Origin of the sequence: Streptomyces silvae (assembly GCF_016745505.1) — a bacterium.
GTDB lineage: Bacteria > Actinomycetota > Actinomycetes > Streptomycetales > Streptomycetaceae > Streptomyces > Streptomyces silvae.
On sequence record NZ_JAERUC010000034.1, the window covers coordinates 22,229 to 40,948 of the forward strand.

Consider the following 18,720-nt stretch of genomic DNA (forward strand, 5'->3'; position numbering starts at 1 on the left):
CGAGCCTTCCCGGCCCCCGGTGCAGTCGAACCCGAAATCTTAGAGAGGCACACCCATGTCCGACCTGTTGCGCGCCCCCGCCGAGATCAAGTACGCCGAGGAGCTGGACTGGCTGGAGTCCGTCGACGACGGCCCCAAGCCGTTCTCCTGGCGCCTGTCACCGAAGATGGTCCGCCTCTTCATCCTGGGATCCGAGCGCTCCGACGGCCTCGACCGGGAGATCTCCCAGAAGTGGTACGGCGACCGGAGCTTCGTCGAGCGCTCCATCGTCACACTGGCCTCCGACCGGGGCCTGCTGCTCATCGGCGACCCGGGCACGGGCAAGAGCTGGCTGGCCGAGCTGCTGTCCGCCGCCATCTCCCGTAACTCCACCCTCGTGGTCCAGGGCACGGCCGGCACCACCGAGGACCACATCAAGTACTCGTGGAACGTGTCCATGGTGATCTCCAAGGGCCAGTCGCGGGAGTCGATGATCCCCTCGCCGATCATGACCGCGATGGAGACGGGGGCGATCGGCCGCTTCGAGGAGCTCACCCGCTCCACCAGCGACGTCCAGGACGCGCTGATCTCGATCCTGTCGGAGAAGTACATCTCGGTCCCGGAGATGGACAGCGACAACATCGTCTTCGCCAAGCCGGGCTTCTCCGTCATCGCCACCGCCAACAGCCGCGACCGCGGCGTCAACGACCTGTCCTCCGCGCTGAAGCGCCGCTTCAACTTCGTCCGCATCCCGGTGGTGACGAACAAGAAGAGCGAGGCCGAGATCGTCCGCTTCCGCACCGAGGAACTGCTGCGCCGCCACCGGATCGAGCTGGACGTCCCGCCCACCCTGCTCGACGTGCTGCTGCAGAGCTTCGCCGACCTGCGGGCCTCCGCCGCCGCGGCCGGCAGCGACGACGAGAAGCTGGAGTCCGCGCTGTCGAGCGCCGAGCAGATCGGCGTACTGGAGGACGCCATCCTGCACAGCAACTTCTTCGGCGAACGCGCGCTCACCGCCCGCACCCTCGCCTCCTCGCTCGTCGGATCGCTGGCCCGGCGCGAACCCGAGGACCTGGCCATCCTCAACAAGTACCTGCACGGTGTCGTCGAGCCGCGCAGCAAGGAGGAAGGGGGCTCCTGGCCGGAGTTCCTGGAGGGCGGCCGCGACGCGATCGCCACCCTGTCATGAGCGCCCTGAGCGAGGGGACGCCCTTCGAGGCGCTGCGCGGACAACTCCAGGACGCCGCGACCGAGTTCTCGGATGGACCGGACGCGCTGGAGGGCATCCTCCTGGGCATCGTCGACGACGTCGACCGCGCCGTGCGCGAGCCCCTGGAGATCTTCCCCGTCTGCCACCACTCGCCCGCCTCGGCGGTCGCGATGGCACGGCGGCTCCGGGAGAAACAGCCGAAGGTGGTGTATCTGGAGCTGTGCGAGGACATGGCGCCGCTGCTGACCGAGCTGCGCAACTGCCGGCTCCCGGTGGCCGTCCAGGCGTTCGCGAGCGAGGTGAAGGGCTTCCCCGCGGAATGGGCGCCGCTGTCGGTCGTGGCCCCGATCACCGAGGCCTCCGCCGAATACCAGGCCATCGCCTACGCCCTGGACACCCCCGGCGTCGAACTGGTCCTCGTCGACCGCTCCTCGGACCACGTCTTCCAGTGGCAGAGCGGCGCACCGGAGCCCACGGACCCCGACGCACCGCCCGCCGAGGAGGAGGCGGCGCTGCACGGCGACGCCGTCGGGGTGGAGATCGGCGACCTGCGCCCCCGCTTCGCCGAACTGGAGGAACACCTCCTGCACCACGGCCGTGTGCGGCACTGGTCGGAGTGGTGGCACCAGTACGTCGAACTGCCGCTCGGCGACAGCGACCACGACACCTACCGGCAGGTCATGCTGCTGATCGGCAGCCTCTTCCGCCGCCTGGCCCCCGGGGACGCCGGCCGGGTCAGGGTGGACGAGGACCGTGAGCGCTACATGTGGACACGGATGCGCGAGCACCTCGCCGCGACCGGCACCGACCCCGAGGACTGTCTCTACGTCTGCGGCGCGTTCCACGCGTCCAGCCGGGTCGAGGAGTTCGGTGTCCACGGCAGCGACACCTTCGTGATCACCCCGCCGAGCGAGAGCACCTGGCAGCACGGGCTGATCCCGTCCAGCCACGCGGCGATCGAGGCGCAGTTCGGCCTCGCCGCCGGATCGGTCTCGATCGCCGCCACCCAGTGGGCGAAGAACCTCAAGCGCACCCGGGTCAAGCCGTACCGGCTCGCGGGCCAGGCAGGCGCCACGAAGGCCGCCGGAAGGACGAAGGCGATCGCGCCGGCCGCCCCCGTGACGCCGGAAGCGCCCACCGACAAGCTCTCCGGCTTCCTGCAGAGCCCGCCCGCCCTCGACCGGCTCGACGAGGCCGAACTCCTCGGCTGGTCGGTGGAGATCGTGCGCTCCGCCCGGCGCAACGGCTACCTGGCCTCCACCGCCGACGCCATCGCCGTCTTCGAGACGTCGATCCTGCTGGCCGGCATGCGGGACCGGGCCAGGCCCACCCCGTACGACTTCCAGGACGCGGCGGTCACCTGCATCGAGAAGGACACCGTGCCGGGCAGGCGCGACGTCCGCCGCCTCGTGGAGATCCTCATGGGCGGCGACCGGATCGGCCAGGTCGGCTACGACGCCCTGCCGCCCCTGGCCCGGGACGTGCACGACCGGCTCGCCCCGCTGGACCTCAAACTGCAGCAGCGCGGTGTGCGGCGGGCCCTGCTCGACATGAACTCCCGGCCGGAGCTGCGCCGGTGCTCCGACGTGCTGTGGATGCTGCGCCGCCTCCTGCCCCACGGCGCCGCACGGCCGATCATGGGCGAGCGGGAGCTCGGCAAGCAGTCGGTGCAGGAGTCCTGGGACCTGGCGCTCGGCACCCACCAGCGGGCGCTCATCGAGCTCGGTTACGAGGGCGTCAGCATCGAGCAGGTCCTGGAACAGCGCCTGCGCCGCGCCGCGTACGCCCCGAACGCCACCACGGCGCAGGTCCTCGGGGCCGTCGAGGACGCCGTACTGCACCTGCGCGGCGGCCGGCTCGCCGACGAGCTGGGCACCCGCGCCCTGGAGGTGCTCGCCACCGAGCGCAGCGTCGACGGGGCACCGGAGGTGCTGCGCCGGGTGCGCCGGCTCCTGGCGTACTACCGGATCAGCCGGCCGGAGCTGCCGGCGTGGATCGAGTCCTTCGCCAAGACGGGGTACGCCCACTACTGCACGCTCCTGCCGACGGCGTTCACCGACGAGGACGCGACCGTCCGCCAGGTCGCCGCGATGCTGGGATTCCTCTTCAGCATGGAGAGCCTGGCCCTGTCGCTCGGGTGCGACCGGACCCAGCTGGACCTGGCCTTCGCACAGTCGCACCCGCAGGAGCCCTCACGGGTGGCCCTGCTGTGGGCGGCCCAGGTGCACCTCGGGCAGCTCTCCCGCGCGAAGCTGAGGGAGCGCTGCGACGCCCTGCTGGACAACCCCCTGGTGGTGCCCGCCTATCCGCGCTACCTCAGCGGTTTCCTGCACGCCCTGGAGCCGGTGCCCCAGCTGGCCGACTTCGTCGTGGAGGCGGTCTCGAACGCCTTCGCACGGCTGCCGGACCCGGTGCTGCTGCCCTGGCTGCCGACGCTGATCACCACCCTGCGCGCCGAGGGGGCGGAGCTGGCTCCGCTGCTGATCCGCGAGGCCGGACGCGTCTTCCCCGGCCGCCTCCCGGCCCTGGACGCCTGGACCCCGCCGTGGCGGGCCGCACCGGAAGCACCGGCCGTCCCGGCGGCGCCCTGCGGCGGCGCGGCGGGCCGTGCCGCACTGCTGGCCGCGCACCCGGAGACCTGCGACAGCCTGGCGGCGCTGCTGGGCTGCGAGGGCCCCTGGGAGACGGAGCCACCGGCACCCTCGGGCGCGGTGCTCGCCGGCCGCCACCCGGAGACGGCGACGGCACTGGAGGCGCTGCTGGCGGGCGTATGAGGGGGTCTGAGGGGGGCGACGGGGGATTGCCCGGACGGCGCGGGGGCGCCGGTGGCGGCGGGTGATCCGCCGTCAGGATCCGTTGTCAGTGCCTCCTCCTAGGGTGAAGACATCACTCGGGGAGCCTCGGCGAAGGAGCACAGCCATGTCCGCAAACAAGATCCAGCACAAGGTGAATCACGTCGCGCTGGTAGTGGACTGTTCGGGTTCCATGTACCAGCACCAGGGTCAACTGATCCGGGTGGTCGACGAGTTCGTGGCCGGTCTGAAGGCCGAGTCGGACATCCTCGGCCATGAGACGCGGATCAGCCTCTACTCCTTCGACCACCGGGTGGAGAACCTGGTCTGGGACATGGACGTGAAGCACCTGCCGTCCATGCGGGGCCTGTACAAGGTCAACAACGGCGCCACCGCCCTCATCGAGGCCTCGCTCAAGTCCCTGGACGACCTGGGCCACATCTGGGAGGAGTACGGCGAGCACAGCTTCCTCCAGATCGTGGTGACGGACGGCGAGGAGAACGCCTCCGGCGGCGACCGGAGGCACGACGGCGACATGACCATCCTCCGTCCCTGGCTCGACAGGATCGCGGCGAAGATGGGCGCGCTGCCGGGCCACTGGACGTCCGCGATCCTGGTCCCCAACTCCCTGGCGAAGCGCACAGCTCAGAACTACGGCTTCCCCGCGGGCAACATCGCCATCTGGGACGCGGACTCCCAGAAGGGCGTCGAGGACGCGATCGGTACGGTGCGCGCCGCCGCCACCAGCTTCCTGCGGGGGCGCGAGCAGGGCGTGCGCGGCACGAAGAACCTCTTCGCCGTCGGCCAGGACATATCCGTCGACGAGGTGCGGGCGAACCTCGAACCGGTGGCGGCCGACAGGTACCGGCTCCTGAAGGTCGACAAGGAGACCGAGATCCGCGCCTTCGTCGACTCGCATCCGGGCGTGACGTACCAGCGCGGTGCGTGCTACTACCAGCTGGGCACCCGGGTGCAGGTCCAGCCGGACAAGGACGTCATCGTCGTCGAGAAGGACACCGACCGCGCCTACACGGGCGACGCGGCGCGCAACCTTCTGTTCGGTACGGGCATCCACGGCACCGTCTCGGTGAAGGCCGGCAACAACCCCAAGCTGGAGGTGTACGTGCAGAGCCGCTCGGTGAACAGGAAGCTCAAGGCGAACACGCGGCTGCTCATCATGCTGTGACGCGCCACGGCCGGGGGCGGAGGCCCGGGCTGCCCGCCGTACGTGCGCCGCTCGCCTCCCGGACGCCCCTCGGTAGGATCCGGTGCGGGTCCTGACCGCACCCACCCGACGGCTCAACGACGGCCGCATACAGGCGAGTTACGCCAAGGCCGGGCGTCGTGGAGGAGCAGCATCCGGACGGGAGCGCGGCACCCGGAACGCGACCGTAACACCGAGTGAGTGGAGTGCCAGTCATGCGTGGAGGCAGCATCGCCGTGGTCGGCGGCAGCATAGCGGGGTGTGCCGCAGCGCTGGCCGCGTCGCGGGGCGGAGCCGAGAAGATCACCGTCTTCGAGCGCGCCGATGCCCGGCTCCGCGACAGAGGGGTGGGAATCGCCCTCCACAGCGACCGGTACGACGAACTGAGGGACGCCGGATATGTGGCCCCGGAGATGCCCTGGGCGCCACTGACCCGGCGGGTGTGGAGCGTGCGGGACGGAGAGGCCGACCACGGCCGGGCCATCGGCGAGCAGCCCTTCCCCTTCCGCGCCTACAGCTGGGGCTCGCTCTGGAGCGAGCTGCGCCGCAGGGTGCCCGAGGAGGTCACCTACCGTTCGGGCGCGGTGGTCACCGGCGTGGATCCGGACGACGACGGGGTGACGCTGCGTCTCGCGGACGGCCACCAGGAGCACTTCGACGTGGTGATCGGGGCGGACGGCTACCGCTCCGTCGTTCGCGAGGCCATGTTCCCGGGCACCGACGCGACGTACGCCGGTTACATCGGCTGGCGCGGTACGTCGTCGGACGTGGCCGGCCTGCCCTCGGACGGCCACGACGCGCACAACATCGTCTTCCCCGGCGGCCACTGCATGCTCTACCGGATCCCCGACGGCCTCGGCGGGGAGCTGCTCAACTGGGTCCTCTACACCGCACCCCCGCAGGCGGACGGCCTCCACCCCGACCTGACGCGCCCCACCTCGCTGCCGCCGGGCCGGCTCAACTCGGAGCTCACGGCGTACCTGCGTGCCCTGGTCGCGGACAACTTCCCGCCGTACTGGGCGGCCAGGGTGCTCCGCACCCCCGCCGAGACCACCTTCATCCAGCCCATCTACGACCTGGAGGTGCCGCACTACACCTCGGGCCGTATGGCACTCGTCGGCGACGCCGCGAGCGTCGCCCGGCCGCACATCGGCGGCGGCAGCGTGAAGGCACTCCAGGACGCCAACGCCCTGGAGGCCGCGTGGCGGGCCGGGGACAGCTGGAAGGAGGTCCTGGAGAGCTACGACGCGGGCCGGGGACCCGTCGGAGCGGCCATGGTCGCCCTCGCCCGCAGGATGGGCAGCGCACAGGTCGAGAACACACCCGACTGGTCGGCCATGGGCCAGCCGGAGTTCGACGTGTGGTGGCAGGACCAGAACAGCGGCTCCGACCAGCGCAGCGGCTTCGGCGGCCACAGCATCAAGGCCGGCTAGGCCACGGCGGGGCGGGCGAGACGGTGTGCGGCGGTCCGGCGGCCGGGGGCCACCGCGCCCCCCCGGCCGCCCCCGGCCCGCCCGCCCCCCTCAGGCCGCGCCCGGCGTCAGTTCCAGTGCGGTGTGCAGGGCGGAGGCGTCGGTGCGGGCTTCCTCGCCGGCGATGCGGAGCGTCATCCGGCCCGAGGTCAGCACCGTCAGCGTGCGGGCGCACTCGACGGCCCGGGCAGGGCTGGGGGACACCAGGAGTACGGCGATGCCCTCGTCCGCCAGCGTGGTCACCAGCTCGTGGACCTGCCGGACAAGGACGGGGGCGAGGCCCTCGGACGGCTCGTCGAGCAGCAGCACACGCGGCGAGCCGAGCAGCGCACGGGCCAGGGCCAGCATCTGCTGCTCGCCGCCGGACAGGTCCGTACCCCGGTTGTCGCGGCGCTCGCCCAGCCGGGGCAGCAGCTCCAGGACCCGCGCCGGGGTCCACACGCTGGGGCGCGCGGGCCCGCCGCGCCGCGGCGGACGGTAGGAGAGCCGCAGGTGTTCGGCGACGGTGAGCCCGGCGAAGACCCGGCGGCCCTGCGGGACGAGGCCGATCCCCGCACGGGCGACGCGGTGCGCGGGCAGTCCCGTCACATCCCGGCCGTCGAGGCGTACGGTGCCGGCGCTCGGGCGTATCAGCCCGGCGACGGTGTGGACGAGCGTGGTCTTGCCCGCGCCGTTGTGCCCGACGACGGCGTGGACCGAGCCGGCGGGCACCGACAGGTCGAGGGGGTGCAGCGCGGTGCCGCCGTCGTAGCCCGCGGTCAGGCCGGTGAGTTCGAGCATCGGTGGCCGGTCATCCTCTCGCCTCGGTCGCTTCGGTCGCTTCGGGGGTGGGCCGGTCCGAGGAGCCGCTCCGCGCCGTCGTACCCGGGTCGTGGTACGCGTCGCGGACATCGGGGTGGGCGAGGGCCTCCCGCGTCGGCGCGGTGACGAGCACCCGGCCGGCCGCCAACACGGTCACATCCGTGGCGAAATCGGCGACCACCTCGACATGGTGCTCGACCAGGATGATCGCGACGCTGTCCGGAAGGCCGCCGAGAATACCGAGCAGCCGCCCGATGTCACCGTCGGTCAGACCGGCCGCCGGCTCGTCCAGGAGCAGCAGACGCGGGTTCCCCGCCAGCGCGGCGGCGAGGTCGAGCATGCGCCGCTGCCCGTGGGAGAGCGTGGAGGCCGGCCGGTGGGCCAGGTCGGCGAGGCCGACCGTCTCCAGATGACCGCGCGCGGACTCGGCGTGCAGCCGGTGGCGGGACGGCCTGCGCCAGGCGCCACGGCGCTTCGGATGGTGCGGCCACCCGGCCAGTACGACGTTGTCCAGGACCGACAACTCGGATATCACCGAGGGCTGTTGGAAGCTCCGCGCGATACCGAGCCGGCTGCGCCTGGCCGTGGCCGTACGGGTGATGTCCGCACCGTCCAGCGCGATCGTCCCGTGGTCGGGCCGGTCGGTGCCCGCGATGAGGTTGAGCAGGGTGGTCTTGCCGGCCCCGTTGGGCCCGATGACGGCGTGCCGGGCACCGGGCGGGAGCCGCAGGCCGACGTCGTCGACGGCCGTGAGGCTGCCGTATCTGCGGGTGAGACGGGTGAGGTCCAGCAGCGGGGGCGCCGAGGCGGCGTTCGGTGCGGGCGTCGAAGGGGGTGTCAAGGGGAAACCTTCCCGGCGGGGCCGGCGGGGGTCGGGTCGGGCGCGGGCGGGTGCTGCTCGCCCGGCCGTGGCAGGCCGGGCTCCGGTCCGCTCCGGGCGGAGCCGCCGCGCAGTCCGGCCAGACCCCGGGGCAGCAGGTACACCGCGGCCACGAACAGCACCCCGAGCAGCAGCGGCCCGTGGCCGGGCCACGATCCGGCGACCCAGTCCCGGGTGACGACGATGAGCCCGGCGCCCATCAGGGCGCCGATCACGGACGTGGTGCCGCCGATGACGGCCGCCAGCAGTGCGAACGCGGCGATCTCGAAGCCGACGTCGGCGGGGGAGAGGTACTGCTGGACGGTGACCATCAGCGAGCCGCCCACGCCGGCCAGCGCACCGGCACAGATGTGCGCCACCAGCAGATAGCGTCCCACCGGGTGCCCGGAGGCGCGCATCCGCGCCTCGGCACCCCGGGTGCCGGTCAGCAGCTTCCCCGCCGGGGAGCGCAGCACGAGCAGGGTGACGGCGACGGCGACGGCGGCGACGACGAGCGCGAAGGTGTAGAGCTCGCTCTCCTCGAACATCCCCTCCCCGCCCCACAGCGCCTGCGTGGCAGGGAAGCCCACCAGACCGTCGGCGCCTCCGGTGACGGACTTCAGCCGGTTGACGACCGCGCCGGTCAGCTCCCCGACGGCGAGCGTGATCATCAGCACGGTGGTGCCCCGGGCCCGGATCACGGCCGGGCCCGTGAGGGCGGAGAAGAGCGCGGCCGCGAGCGCCGAGAGGGCGATCTGGACCGGGCCCATGGTCCACCCGGCCTGCGCGAGATTCGCCGTGGCGTACGCGCCGACCGCGAACGGCGCGGTCTGCCCCAGGGTCGGCAGGCCCGCGTAGCCGGTGAGGACGGTGACGCTGACGGCGAGCAGTCCCAGCGCCAGGGCGGAACCGGCCAGCGAGAGGGTGTACGCGTCGAGCACCCACGGCAGCGCGGCCAGCACCGCGAGGAGGACGAGCAGCGGCGCGGCACGCCGGGCGGCTCCACGCGGACGGGGAAGCGAAAACGGAAGGGAGATCGACGGGTACCCGGCCCCCTCGCGCCTGCTGCTGGCCCGGAGAAGTGCCGAACTCCCTGCCGAATCACCTGCGGTAGCCGCCACCGCCGCGCCCGGCCTCCGGCGCAGCCGTGCCGCGAGGTGGCGGCGCAGGCGGGCCACCGGGTCGGGGGGCGGGCCCTCCGGGCCGTGCGCGGCGGCCGGTTCCGCGAAGCGGGAGCGCAGCACCAGCACCGCCGCCATCGCGGCGAAGAGCAGGTACGGCGCGAGGTCCGGCACCAGCGAGACACCCAGCGTCTGCACCTCGCCCACGGCGACGGCCGCCGCGAGGGTCGCCCACAGCGAGCGCAGCCCGCCCAGGACGACCACCACGAGGGACAGCATCAGCACGTTCTCGGACGTGCCCGGCCCCGGCCCGATGATCGGTGCCCCCAGCACCCCCGCCGCCCCGGCCAGCGCGCCCGCCGCCGCGAGCACGCCGGTGTGCACGGCCCGGGGGCTGTGGCCGGTGGTCGCCAGCATCTGCGGATCGTCGGCGGCGGCGCGCACCGCGGCGCCCATACGGGTACGGGTCAGCACCCAGGTCCCGAACGCGGCGAGCAGCACGGCCATCACGATGAAGCACAGCCGGTACGCGGGGTACCGGTGGCCCAGCAGCCGCACCGAGGAGTCCAGCGCCTCCGGGACGCGTACGGGGAGTTCGTCCGCGCCGAAGAGCTGGATGAGCAGATCGCCGCCGACCAGGGCGAGCCCGAACGTCAGCAGGGCCTGGGCGAGATGCCCGCGCCGCGCGAGGGGAGCCGTCGCCGCGGACAGCCCCGCCCCGGCCGCGCACGCCGCGGCGGTCCCGGCGGCCAGGCCGAGGGCGAGGCCGCCCCAGGTGCCGTCGCTGAGCGCGGCCCCCGTGTAGGCGCCGATCGCGTACAGCATGCCGTGCGACAGATTCAGTACGCCCGCGGTGCCGAAGGCGAGGCTCAGACCGGCGGCGACCACGAACAGCAGCAGCCCGAAGGCCACCCCGTCCACCGCCGGTACGAGGTGGGCGTCGAGGAGATCCATGTCAGCTGCCGAGCGTCGCCAGGTCCTGGACCATGACGTTGGCCAGCTGGGACCCGTCCGGCCGCACCTGGCGCAGGTACCAGGTCTGCACCGGCGCGTGCGCCTTGTCGCTGAACTCCCAGGCGCCGCGCGGGCTGTCGATCTGCCCCAGACCCTCGATGGCCTTGTTGATGGTCTGCGGGGTCACGTCGCCCTTCTTCGCCGCGTCGGCGATGGCCTTGTCCAGCACGGCGGCCGCGTCGTACGACGCCATCGCGTACGTGGTGGGCTGGGTGTCGTGCTCGGCGGTCCAGTCGGCGGCGAACGTGCGGTTGGCCTCGTTGTCGAGGTCGGCCGCGTAGTTCAGGACCGAGTAGATGCCCTTCGCCGCGTCGCCCTGCGCCTGGAGCACGCTGCCCTCGGTGACGAAGGCCGTGTACAGCGGCAGATCGGCGATGTCGGACTGGGCGTACTGCTTGGCGAAGTCGATCGCGGCCTTGCCGGCGTAGAAGCAGTACACCGCCTTGGCGTCCGTCTTGGCGATCTCGGCGAAGTACGGCATGAAGTTGGTGGTCTTCGGGAACGGCGTCCAGGTCGTCTTCCCGCCGGGGTTGGCCAGCTTGCCCTTGACCCGCTTGAACTCCTCGGTGAAGCCGCGCAGTTCGTCGTAACCGCCCTGGTAGTCGGGGCCGATCGCATAGACCGGGCCGTCGACCTTCTCCTTGACGTACGGGGCGATGGCCTTGCCCGGTTCGTCGGACAGGAAGCTCGTCGTCCACACGTACTCGATGTCCTTCACCGGCGGCCGGGCGTTCGACCCCAGGAAGGGGATCTTGGCCTGCTCGACCAGCGGGAGCACCGCGTTGACCGATCCGCCGCTGACGAGGCCCGTCAGCACGTCGACCTTGTCCTTCTTGACCAGCTTGGTGGCCGCGGGCAGAGCGGTCGGCGGGCCGTCGCCCTCGTCCGCGACGACGAGCTCGGCCTTGCGCCCGCCGAGCTTGTTGTCATGGGTGTCCAGATACAGCTCGAAGCCGGTGCGCAGCTCGGTGCCGACCGGCTCGTACGTGCCCGAGAGGGAGGCGACCAGGCCGATCTTCACGGTGTCGTCGCCGCCGGATCCGCTGTCACTGCTGCAACCGGTGACGGCGGCCAGACCGAGGGCGAGGGCGGCGGCGCCGACCGGACGGAACCGGCGGCGGGGGCGGGGTATGTCGAAGAACATGAGGCTCTCATCAGGAGTGTCGGCGTCGGGCGTCGGGTGTCGGGTCGGGGGCGGAGGGGGCCGGGGAGGCCCCGCGGTCAGGCGGACGGCAGGCCGGCTTCGCGGACCTGGGGGGACAGTGCGTCACCGACCTGGTTGATCAGCTCGGACATCATGTAGCTGACCTCGCCGATGTCCGCGTCCCTGGTGGTCGTCACCAGGAGCGAGGCGCCGCTGGAGACGGCCATCGAGAACATGTAGCCGCCCTCCATCGCGGTCAGGCTGTGCTCGACGGGGTCGGTGTTCGTCAACTGGGCCGCTGCGGAGAGCAGATTGACGACGCCGGAGGCGATGGCGGCCAGCCGCTCGGCGTCGTCACGCTCCACACCGGTGTAGGCCAGCGCGAGTCCGTCCACGGACACGGCTATCGCCTGGGTGACTTCCGGTACGCGTCCGGCGAAGTCGCTCAGGATCCAGCTCAGGTCGGTGGGAGAGGTCATTTCTTGGTCCGTTCGGTGTCGTCGTCTGTGGTGGAGCGGCCACGGTGGTTCGTGCTCCTGTTGATCCCCTGGGCGTACGCAGCCAGGACGTCGGAGACCTGCCGGGAGTCCCGGCGGCGGGGCGAAGGCCGTGGTGCGGTGGGGCCGGGGCGCCGTTCGCCGCCGTCCCGTCGGCCCGCCGTGGGCCACTGCTGGGGCGTGCCGCGCTGCCGCAGCGGCAGCCCGGCGGAACTGACCCCGGCGATACGCGAAGCCGGCTCCTCGTGCACGGGGTGCGGCGCGGGCGTGGCGCCGTGCTCCCGTCCGCGCGGGCCGGCGCCCGATCCGTGCTCTGCGGGCGGTGTGCGCCGGTCGTCTTCACTCCGGCCGTCCGCACCCGCGTCGGCGCCGTTCCGGTCCGCGCCCAGGGGTGCGTCCGTCCGGCCCGGCCGGTAGTCGCCGGCCCGGGCACCGCCCGCCCCGGCGGCCGCTGCGGGGACGCCGGGGCGCCCGCCAGCCCCGGTCGGCAGCCGCCGGACGGGCTGTCCCGGCCGTGCGACCGGGCCCGGCACCTCGTAGCGGGCACCGCCGGTGTGGTCCTCGCCGGCCGTGTCCTGCGGGCGGGGCGTCTCCTCCCGCGGAGCCAGGGCCAGCACCTTCGCGGGCAGCGTGACCTCGGCGATCGTGCCGGGGCCGGACGAGTCGCGGAGCTCGACAACGATGCCATGGCGCGCGGCGAGCCGTGCCACCACATGCAGGCCCATGGACCGTACGTCGCCGATGCCTGTCTGCGGTTCGAGCAGTGCGGCGTTGTGGGCGGCGCGGCGCTCCGCGGGGATGCCCACCCCCTCGTCGACGATCTGCACGACGGCCCGGTCCCACAGCCGCCACACCGCGACCCCGACCTGTTTGTCGGGAGGCGAGTACCTGGTCGCGTTGTCGAGGAGCTCCGCCAGGATGTGCGCCACGTCGTGCACCGCACGGGCGGTGATGCCGATCCCGGACTCGATCACGCCGAGCGAGACACGGTCGAAGCGCTCGATCTGCTGGGCCGCCGCCACGATGACGGTGGAGCAGGCGACATCGGCCGAGCGCACCCGCGCGTTCCCGTAACCGCCCAGCACCAGCAGGTTGTTGGTGTTGCGCTCCATACGGACGGCGAGGTGGTCCAGCGCGAACAGGGTCTTCATCCGCGCCGGGTCGGCCTCGTCGCGCTGCACCGCGTCCAGCTCGGAGACCATGACCGCGGTCAGCCGGGCGCCCCGGCGGGCGACACCGACGAGGGTCTCGGCGAACTGCTCATGGGCGTATGCCTGTTGGGCGGCGAGCCGGACGGCTTCGTGGTGGACGGCGTTGAACGCCTCACCGACCTCGCCGATCTCGTCCTGGCCCGTCGTCCCGACCGGGTCGCCCGTCCGCAGGGCGACCTGCTCAGGTGTCGCACCCCGCAGCGCGCCGGGCTGGGACAGTTCGTTCATCACGGCGGGGAGCCCCGTGTGGGCGACGGTGTGCGCGGCGTTGCGCAGGTCACGCAGCCGCCGGATCATGACGCGCCCCAGGCGGATCGCGACGACGACGGCGACGACCAGGGTCAGCACCACCAGGGCGACCTCGGCCCCCGCGGTCCACATGAGGGTGGTGCGCGCGTCGGAGACCATCGCCAGGACGGCCTGGTCGACGCGTTCACCCACCGAACGCAGCAGCGCCTGGCGGTTGTCGGAGGCGGCCTGCCACTCCTTCGGGGTCACGGCGAGGTCCTTGCCGGCGCCCGTACGGCCGATCTCGTCCTCGAGCTTTCTGGCCTCCAGCGCCCTGTCCCCGGAGAGGGTGCGCTCCAGCCAGGTCCGCCATTCGCCGGGCCCCAGGTCGAACATGACGCCGATCGACTCGGTGTAACCCAGCCGGGCGGCGTCGAACGTCCGCTGCGAGGCGGTCGTGAAGCCGCCCGCGGCCTGCGCCCGCATCACCGTGACCTGCTGCTGAGCCGTGTGCTCGGACGCCTCCGACAGGGCGGCGGCGGCGCGGATCCGGTCGGCGATGTCGGCGTCGACACCGTCCGCCTGCGCGATGCCGTCGCGGTAGCCGTTGAGGTCGGCGATCACGATCCGGTAGCCGAAGGCCAGCGCGGAGATGGTGCTGCTTCCCGACCGGACCTGTGCGCGCAGCGCGGGCATCTCGTCGATGAAGCGCTCGATGCGGTCCAGGGCGTTCCGCGCGGTGCCGGGGACCTCGGAGAGGTGCCCGACCCGCTCGCGGAAGTCCGCGATGCTCCGGTCGGTCGCGTCGGCACGCGAGCGGAAGGTGTCCGCGTCGGTCTGCCGGGACACGAAGGCGGTCGCCGCCGCACGCTCGCGCTGGAGCTGGTGGGTCAACTGGCCCGCGCTGCCCGCGGCTTCGACCATCGCGGTCAGCCTGTTCGCCTGGAGCGCCTGGTTGGTCGCGGGGGCGAGGGCAAGGATCGCGAAGGTGACGGCCACCGTGAGAGGCGCGGTGACGAGGAGGACGAGACGTCGGTTGATTTTCACTGCGCGGCTCCCTGGTCGGAGGAGCCGGTGCTGAGTATCGGTAACACGCAGATACCTGTTAACGGGTAGTGGGAGGTGGGGGGCAACGTCGCCACATCGTCTGCACCACTGTGGATGGGACAGATGGGGCGGGTGGGGGACAAGGGGGCCCTGTGACGCGGCATGATCCTATGCGGTAGGACGTAGTTACGGACAGGTACATGTTCAAAAGTTGTGTGGACTCAAAGAGTCGAGGAACGGTCCAATCCGGTCACAACCGACGGGTCGAGGCGTCCAGCGACGCTGTCGGCACCGGGGGCGAGGGCCTCGGCGTACGCCTCCGAGAGGTGACTGCCGTCGCGCTGGACAGCGGTGTCGCCGACGACGACCGGGCAGACACCGGTGCGGGCGGCGCAGACCCACGGGGTCGTGTCGACGACCGAGGCGGACGCGGCGGCGCGCAGGGCCGTACCGCGTGCCGCGTCGCGGGTCGCCCCGGGCGGGTGGTTCGCGCAGATCGGTCCGCCGCCGCACGGGGGTTCCGCTGTTGCCGCCCCGGCCCGTCGCAGCCCTGAAGATTCAGCCGCGGGAGAACACCCGTTCACCTCACCGCCGCCCCGGGCAAGCCGACGGGCCCCTCGCCCGGGCGAGGGACATGCGGAGGAAACGTGAGAGTTCAGGCAAGGCTCCCGGGGCTCGCTCACGGGTGCGGAAGCCTCGGGAGGCTGACTCGGCGTTCTCGAACAGGTCGGGCGCCGACCCATGCGAGGGGAGACCGATCAACGATGTTCACTCCGGTACGGCGCAGAATACGCACAGCCTCGCTCGCGCTCGCGGCCGTCGCGGCACTCGCCTTCGGTACGACCGCCACGGCCGGTGCGGCGGCGGCCCCCGCTCCCGCTCCGGCCCCCGTTTCCGCGAAACAGGGGCCGACCTCGGTGGCGTACGTCGAGGTGAACAACAACAGCATCCTCAACGTCGGCAAGTACACGCTCGCCGACGGCGGCAACGCCTTCGACATCGCCGTGATCTTCGCGGCGAACATCAACTACGACACGGGCACGAAGGCGGCGTATCTCTCCTTCAACGAGAACGTGCAGCGCGTCCTCGACAACGCCGCCACGGAGATACGGCCGTTGCAGCAGAAGGGCATCAAGGTCGTCCTCTCGGTGCTCGGCAACCACCAGGGCGCGGGCTTCGCCAACTTCCCGACCGAGCAGGCGGCTTCGGCGTTCGCGAAACAGCTGTCGGACACCGTGGCCGAGTACGGCCTCGACGGCATCGACTTCGACGACGAGTACGCCGAGTACGGCGCCAACGGCACGGGGCAGCCCAACGACAGCTCGTTCGTGCACCTGGTCACCGCGCTGCGCGCGAACATGCCGGACAAGATCATCAGCCTCTACAACATCGGCCCGGCCGCGTCCCGGCTCTCCTACGGCGGCGTGGACGTCTCCTCCGCGTTCGACTACGCCTGGAACCCGTACTACGGCACCTGGCAGGTCCCCGGCATGGCACTGCCCAAGTCGAAGCTGTCGCCGGCGGCGGTCGAGATCGGCCGGACCTCGCAGAGCACGGCCGCCGACTTCGCCCGCCGCACCGTCAGCGAGGGGTACGGCGTCTATCTGACGTACAACCTCGACGGCGCCGACCGCAGCGCCGACGTCTCCGCGTTCACCAGGGAGCTGTACGGCAGCGACGCCGAGTACACGCCGTAAGGCGGCCCGACGCCCCGGAGGGTGGGCCTGATCCGGGCGGCCCGTGCAGGAGACGGGCCGCCCGGCCGGCGTCCTGGCTCACTTCCCACGAGCCAGCGCGATCGCCCCCTGGAGCCGCTCACCCGCTTCGTAGATCATGTACGGCACCCCGTTCTCAGTACCGAAACTCGGCGACGCCGTACGGCCGTTGTCCGGGGCGCCGTCCATCGAGTCGTGGAACACGCCCAGGTGGTCGCGGCGGGAGAAGTCCGTACCCACCTCGGTGATCATCAGATCGCCGCCGCTCGCCTTGTCCTTGTTGTAGACGACGTACGCGCTGCCGCCCCGGGTCAGCAGGTGCGGCCCGCCGACGTTCACCGCGCCCACGTCGGAGTGCCGGATCAGCGGCTCCTGGGCGAAGGCCCAGTCGCGGCCGTCGGGCGACCAGCCCCAGGCGATGTCACGGTGATCGGTGGTGTTGTTCAGCATGAAGAGCATCACGTACCGGGCGCCGCGGGCGGGCAGGTCATGCCGGAACACCCGGGCGTAGGACGTCTCGGTCGACCCCGCGGGCAGCATCGAGGTGGAGAGCACGACCTTGTCGTACGTGAAGTCGACGCCGTCCTTGGAGCGGGCGAGCCGGGTGGTGGTGTTCTCGCCGTGGAAGTACAGCCACATCTCCTTCTCGTCCTCGTTCCACAGCACATGCGGCGAGGAGACGTGGCTGACCTTGTAGTGCGGCTGCCAGTCGTTGGTGACGATCGGGTTGCCCGCGTACTCGGTGAACGGCCCCTCCAGGGAGTCGCCGTAGGCCAGGCAGATTCCGCCGGGGGCGTCGTGCGGCGCGTAGTAGAGGTGGAAGCGGCCGAGCGCCGAGGAGATCCGGCCCACCGTGCCCCGTACGCACGGGAAGATGATCTCGCCGGTCGGGTTGTACGCGAGGTCCGAGGGCTTCAGCAGGGTCCTGACGTACGTGTAGTCGGGGAAACCGCCCGGTCCCGCGGCGGCGGGGCCGGTCGTCGCGGCACCGACCACGAGGGCGGTGCCGGTGGCCGCCGCCCCGCGCAGGAAGACGCGTCGCGAGAGGAACGAGGGGCTTTCGGGGCTCTGTTGCGGCGTGTCGTGGTGCTCGTTCATGTCTGTACTCCGTCCCGGAAGTGGATGTTCGGAGAGTGCGTGCTCAGAGGTGGGCGGCGGCGGTGACGCAGAACCCGCCGAGTGCGACGGCCCAGACGTAGGGCAGGGTCCGCACCATGACCTGCTGCGGGCCGACGCCCGCGTACTGGGCGCTCCACACGGTCTGGGTGCTCGTCGGATCGGAGACCCCGAAGACCTGGTTGTACGAGGCGGCGAGGCCGAGCACCGCGACCGCGGGGTAGATGCCGGCCGCGATGAGGACTCCGGCGATGCCCGCGCCGAGGCCGTAGACGTTCAGCGGGCCGCGGTAGAGGCACAGCGGCACCAGCAGGGTGAAGACCAGGACGAACAGCACCGGGTTCTGCGGACTGACGGCCTTCACCAGGGGTTCGAGCGCGTCGATCGCGCCGGGCAGCTTCACCGCCGCGAGCAGGATGCCGATGGCGATGAACAGCGCGATGGGCGGCGCGGCGACCTCGAACCCGCCGTAGAGGGTGCGCAGCAGCCGCTTGTTCATCTCGCGTGGCCGCGTCGTGGTGACCAGGGCGTAGACCACGCCTGCCAGCAGCGACGGGATGATGGCCACGTCGAGACCGAGAGCCAGGACCAACGGCACGGCCGGGGTGAGCAGGGCGTACCAGGGTGCGTCGCCGAGTCGCTCACGGCGCGAACGCGGCTTGTCGGCGGCCGTCTTGAGCGACCAGGTATGCTCCACCCCCCGGCGGCGGGACTCGATCAGCACGAAGGCGACGGCGGCGACCAGCGCCAGCGGGAAGAGCTTCACCATGAAGCCTCGCACCGTCGGTACGGGCAGGTCCAGGGCGGTGGAGAAGAACTGCCAGATGGGCAGTTCGAAGGGGACGCCCACGGCGATGCCCATCAGGATGGTGCCCGCGGCGGTGACCTTCGGGATGCCCACGGCCACCATCGCCGGGATGCCGATGATGCCGGCGAGCATCGCGGCAGGCGCCGAACCCGTCACCGTGCCGATCAGCGCGGACACCGCGAGGACGCCGAGTGCCACGACCGTGGGCCGGTCGCCGCCGAACTCCACGATCTTGCGGACGATGGTGCCCGCGATCCCGGTCTCGTCGAGGAGCTTGCCGAGCCACGATCCGAGCAGGACAGCGATCATCGTGGAGGCGAGCATCGGAGCACCCTCCTGGAGGACCGTGTCCAGGACACTCTCCTTGCCGGTCAGCGGTGCGCCGGCGACGAACGCGATGACGACGCCCAGCAGGACGAGGGCGAAAGCGGTGGGGAGTTTGCGGGTGAGCATCGCGGCGACACCGGCCGCCATGACGATCAGGATGACTACGCCCATGACG

Annotated in this window: 13 protein-coding genes; 5 read left to right on the forward strand and 8 right to left on the reverse strand. The window is 71.9% G+C overall.

Translation table 11 applies throughout. The features are described from left to right. The first annotated feature begins 55 nt into the window (after nucleotides 1-55). The 4 genes from JKV81_RS05355 to JKV81_RS05370 all read left to right on the forward strand — a co-directional run bounded on the left by JKV81_RS05355 (nucleotide 56) and on the right by JKV81_RS05370 (nucleotide 6,618). Complete coding sequence (locus JKV81_RS05355) at nucleotides 56-1,168, forward strand: ATP-binding protein (protein ID WP_129266077.1); 1,113 nt, start codon at nucleotides 56-58, stop codon at nucleotides 1,166-1,168. Next, the gene (locus tag JKV81_RS05360) at nucleotides 1,165-3,963 is read left to right on the forward strand and encodes a DUF5682 family protein (protein WP_202075022.1); all 2,799 of its coding nucleotides are present in this window, start codon (nucleotides 1,165-1,167) and stop codon (nucleotides 3,961-3,963) included. The genes JKV81_RS05355 and JKV81_RS05360 overlap by 4 nt, the downstream gene beginning before the upstream one ends. A gap of 145 nt (nucleotides 3,964-4,108) precedes the next feature. Further along, nucleotides 4,109-5,167, forward strand: coding sequence for a vWA domain-containing protein (locus JKV81_RS05365; RefSeq protein WP_099176671.1), 1,059 nt, complete (start codon nucleotides 4,109-4,111; stop codon nucleotides 5,165-5,167). Nucleotides 5,168-5,400: 233 nt separating this feature from the next. After that, entirely contained in the window at nucleotides 5,401-6,618 is a 1,218-nt protein-coding gene (locus JKV81_RS05370; RefSeq protein ID WP_202075023.1) for an FAD-dependent monooxygenase, read from the forward strand. A 90-nt stretch (nucleotides 6,619-6,708) separates the two neighbouring features. Here JKV81_RS05370 and JKV81_RS05375 read toward each other — a convergent pair whose 3' ends face one another. From JKV81_RS05375 to JKV81_RS05400, 6 genes are all read right to left on the reverse strand, one after another. Then, nucleotides 6,709-7,437 (reverse strand): ABC transporter ATP-binding protein, encoded by a 729-nt coding sequence (locus tag JKV81_RS05375; protein ID WP_202075024.1) that lies wholly within the window; start codon nucleotides 7,435-7,437, stop codon nucleotides 6,709-6,711. 10 nt (nucleotides 7,438-7,447) lie between these two features. Then, the gene (locus tag JKV81_RS05380) at nucleotides 7,448-8,299 is read right to left on the reverse strand and encodes an ABC transporter ATP-binding protein (RefSeq protein WP_202075025.1); all 852 of its coding nucleotides are present in this window, start codon (nucleotides 8,297-8,299) and stop codon (nucleotides 7,448-7,450) included. Beyond that, nucleotides 8,296-10,392: a branched-chain amino acid ABC transporter permease gene (locus JKV81_RS05385; protein ID WP_202075026.1), complete on the reverse strand. Its 2,097-nt coding sequence runs from the start codon at nucleotides 10,390-10,392 to the stop codon at nucleotides 8,296-8,298. The genes JKV81_RS05380 and JKV81_RS05385 overlap by 4 nt, the downstream gene beginning before the upstream one ends. A gap of 1 nt (nucleotide 10,393) precedes the next feature. Then, complete coding sequence (locus JKV81_RS05390) at nucleotides 10,394-11,596, reverse strand: ABC transporter substrate-binding protein (RefSeq protein ID WP_129266083.1); 1,203 nt, start codon at nucleotides 11,594-11,596, stop codon at nucleotides 10,394-10,396. A gap of 77 nt (nucleotides 11,597-11,673) precedes the next feature. Continuing rightward, nucleotides 11,674-12,075 carry a roadblock/LC7 domain-containing protein gene (locus tag JKV81_RS05395; RefSeq protein ID WP_099176677.1) on the reverse strand — a complete coding sequence of 134 codons (402 nt, stop codon included), beginning with the start codon at nucleotides 12,073-12,075 and terminating at the stop codon, nucleotides 11,674-11,676. Next, a complete protein-coding gene (locus tag JKV81_RS05400; protein WP_129266084.1) occupies nucleotides 12,072-14,579 on the reverse strand; it encodes a sensor histidine kinase in 2,508 nt (835 codons plus the stop codon). Before JKV81_RS05400 ends, JKV81_RS05395 begins: the two co-directional genes overlap by 4 nt. 764 nt (nucleotides 14,580-15,343) lie before the next feature. Here JKV81_RS05400 and JKV81_RS05405 point away from each other — a divergent pair. Continuing rightward, nucleotides 15,344-16,276, forward strand: coding sequence for an endo-beta-N-acetylglucosaminidase H (locus JKV81_RS05405; RefSeq protein WP_129266085.1), 933 nt, complete (start codon nucleotides 15,344-15,346; stop codon nucleotides 16,274-16,276). A 78-nt stretch (nucleotides 16,277-16,354) separates the two neighbouring features. Here the strand turns inward: JKV81_RS05405 and JKV81_RS05410 are convergent, their stop codons facing one another. Together JKV81_RS05410 and JKV81_RS05415 are read right to left on the reverse strand one after the other, a co-directional pair. Continuing rightward, a complete protein-coding gene (locus JKV81_RS05410) occupies nucleotides 16,355-17,392 on the reverse strand; it encodes a glycoside hydrolase family protein (RefSeq protein ID WP_129266086.1) in 1,038 nt (345 codons plus the stop codon). A gap of 43 nt (nucleotides 17,393-17,435) precedes the next feature. Further along, a complete protein-coding gene (locus JKV81_RS05415; protein ID WP_124275276.1) occupies nucleotides 17,436-18,716 on the reverse strand; it encodes a TRAP transporter large permease subunit in 1,281 nt (426 codons plus the stop codon). Nucleotides 18,717-18,720: the final 4 nt, after the last annotated feature.

Bases quoted from the DNA above. Each gene is read 5' to 3' on its own strand.
- JKV81_RS05355 (WP_129266077.1), top strand. From the start codon at position 56: ATGTCCGACCTGTTGCGCGCCCCCGCCGAGATCAAGTACGCCGAGGAG.
- JKV81_RS05360 (WP_202075022.1), top strand. From the start codon at position 1,165: ATGAGCGCCCTGAGCGAGGGGACGCCCTTCGAGGCGCTGCGCGGACAA.
- JKV81_RS05365 (WP_099176671.1), top strand. From the start codon at position 4,109: ATGTCCGCAAACAAGATCCAGCACAAGGTGAATCACGTCGCGCTGGTA.
- JKV81_RS05370 (WP_202075023.1), top strand. From the start codon at position 5,401: ATGCGTGGAGGCAGCATCGCCGTGGTCGGCGGCAGCATAGCGGGGTGT.
- JKV81_RS05375 (WP_202075024.1), bottom strand. From the start codon at position 7,437: ATGCTCGAACTCACCGGCCTGACCGCGGGCTACGACGGCGGCACCGCG.
- JKV81_RS05385 (WP_202075026.1), bottom strand. From the start codon at position 10,392: ATGGATCTCCTCGACGCCCACCTCGTACCGGCGGTGGACGGGGTGGCC.
- JKV81_RS05390 (WP_129266083.1), bottom strand. From the start codon at position 11,596: ATGTTCTTCGACATACCCCGCCCCCGCCGCCGGTTCCGTCCGGTCGGC.
- JKV81_RS05395 (WP_099176677.1), bottom strand. From the start codon at position 12,075: ATGACCTCTCCCACCGACCTGAGCTGGATCCTGAGCGACTTCGCCGGA.
- JKV81_RS05405 (WP_129266085.1), top strand. From the start codon at position 15,344: ATGTTCACTCCGGTACGGCGCAGAATACGCACAGCCTCGCTCGCGCTC.
- JKV81_RS05410 (WP_129266086.1), bottom strand. From the start codon at position 17,392: ATGAACGAGCACCACGACACGCCGCAACAGAGCCCCGAAAGCCCCTCG.
- JKV81_RS05415 (WP_124275276.1), bottom strand. From the start codon at position 18,716: ATGGGCGTAGTCATCCTGATCGTCATGGCGGCCGGTGTCGCCGCGATG.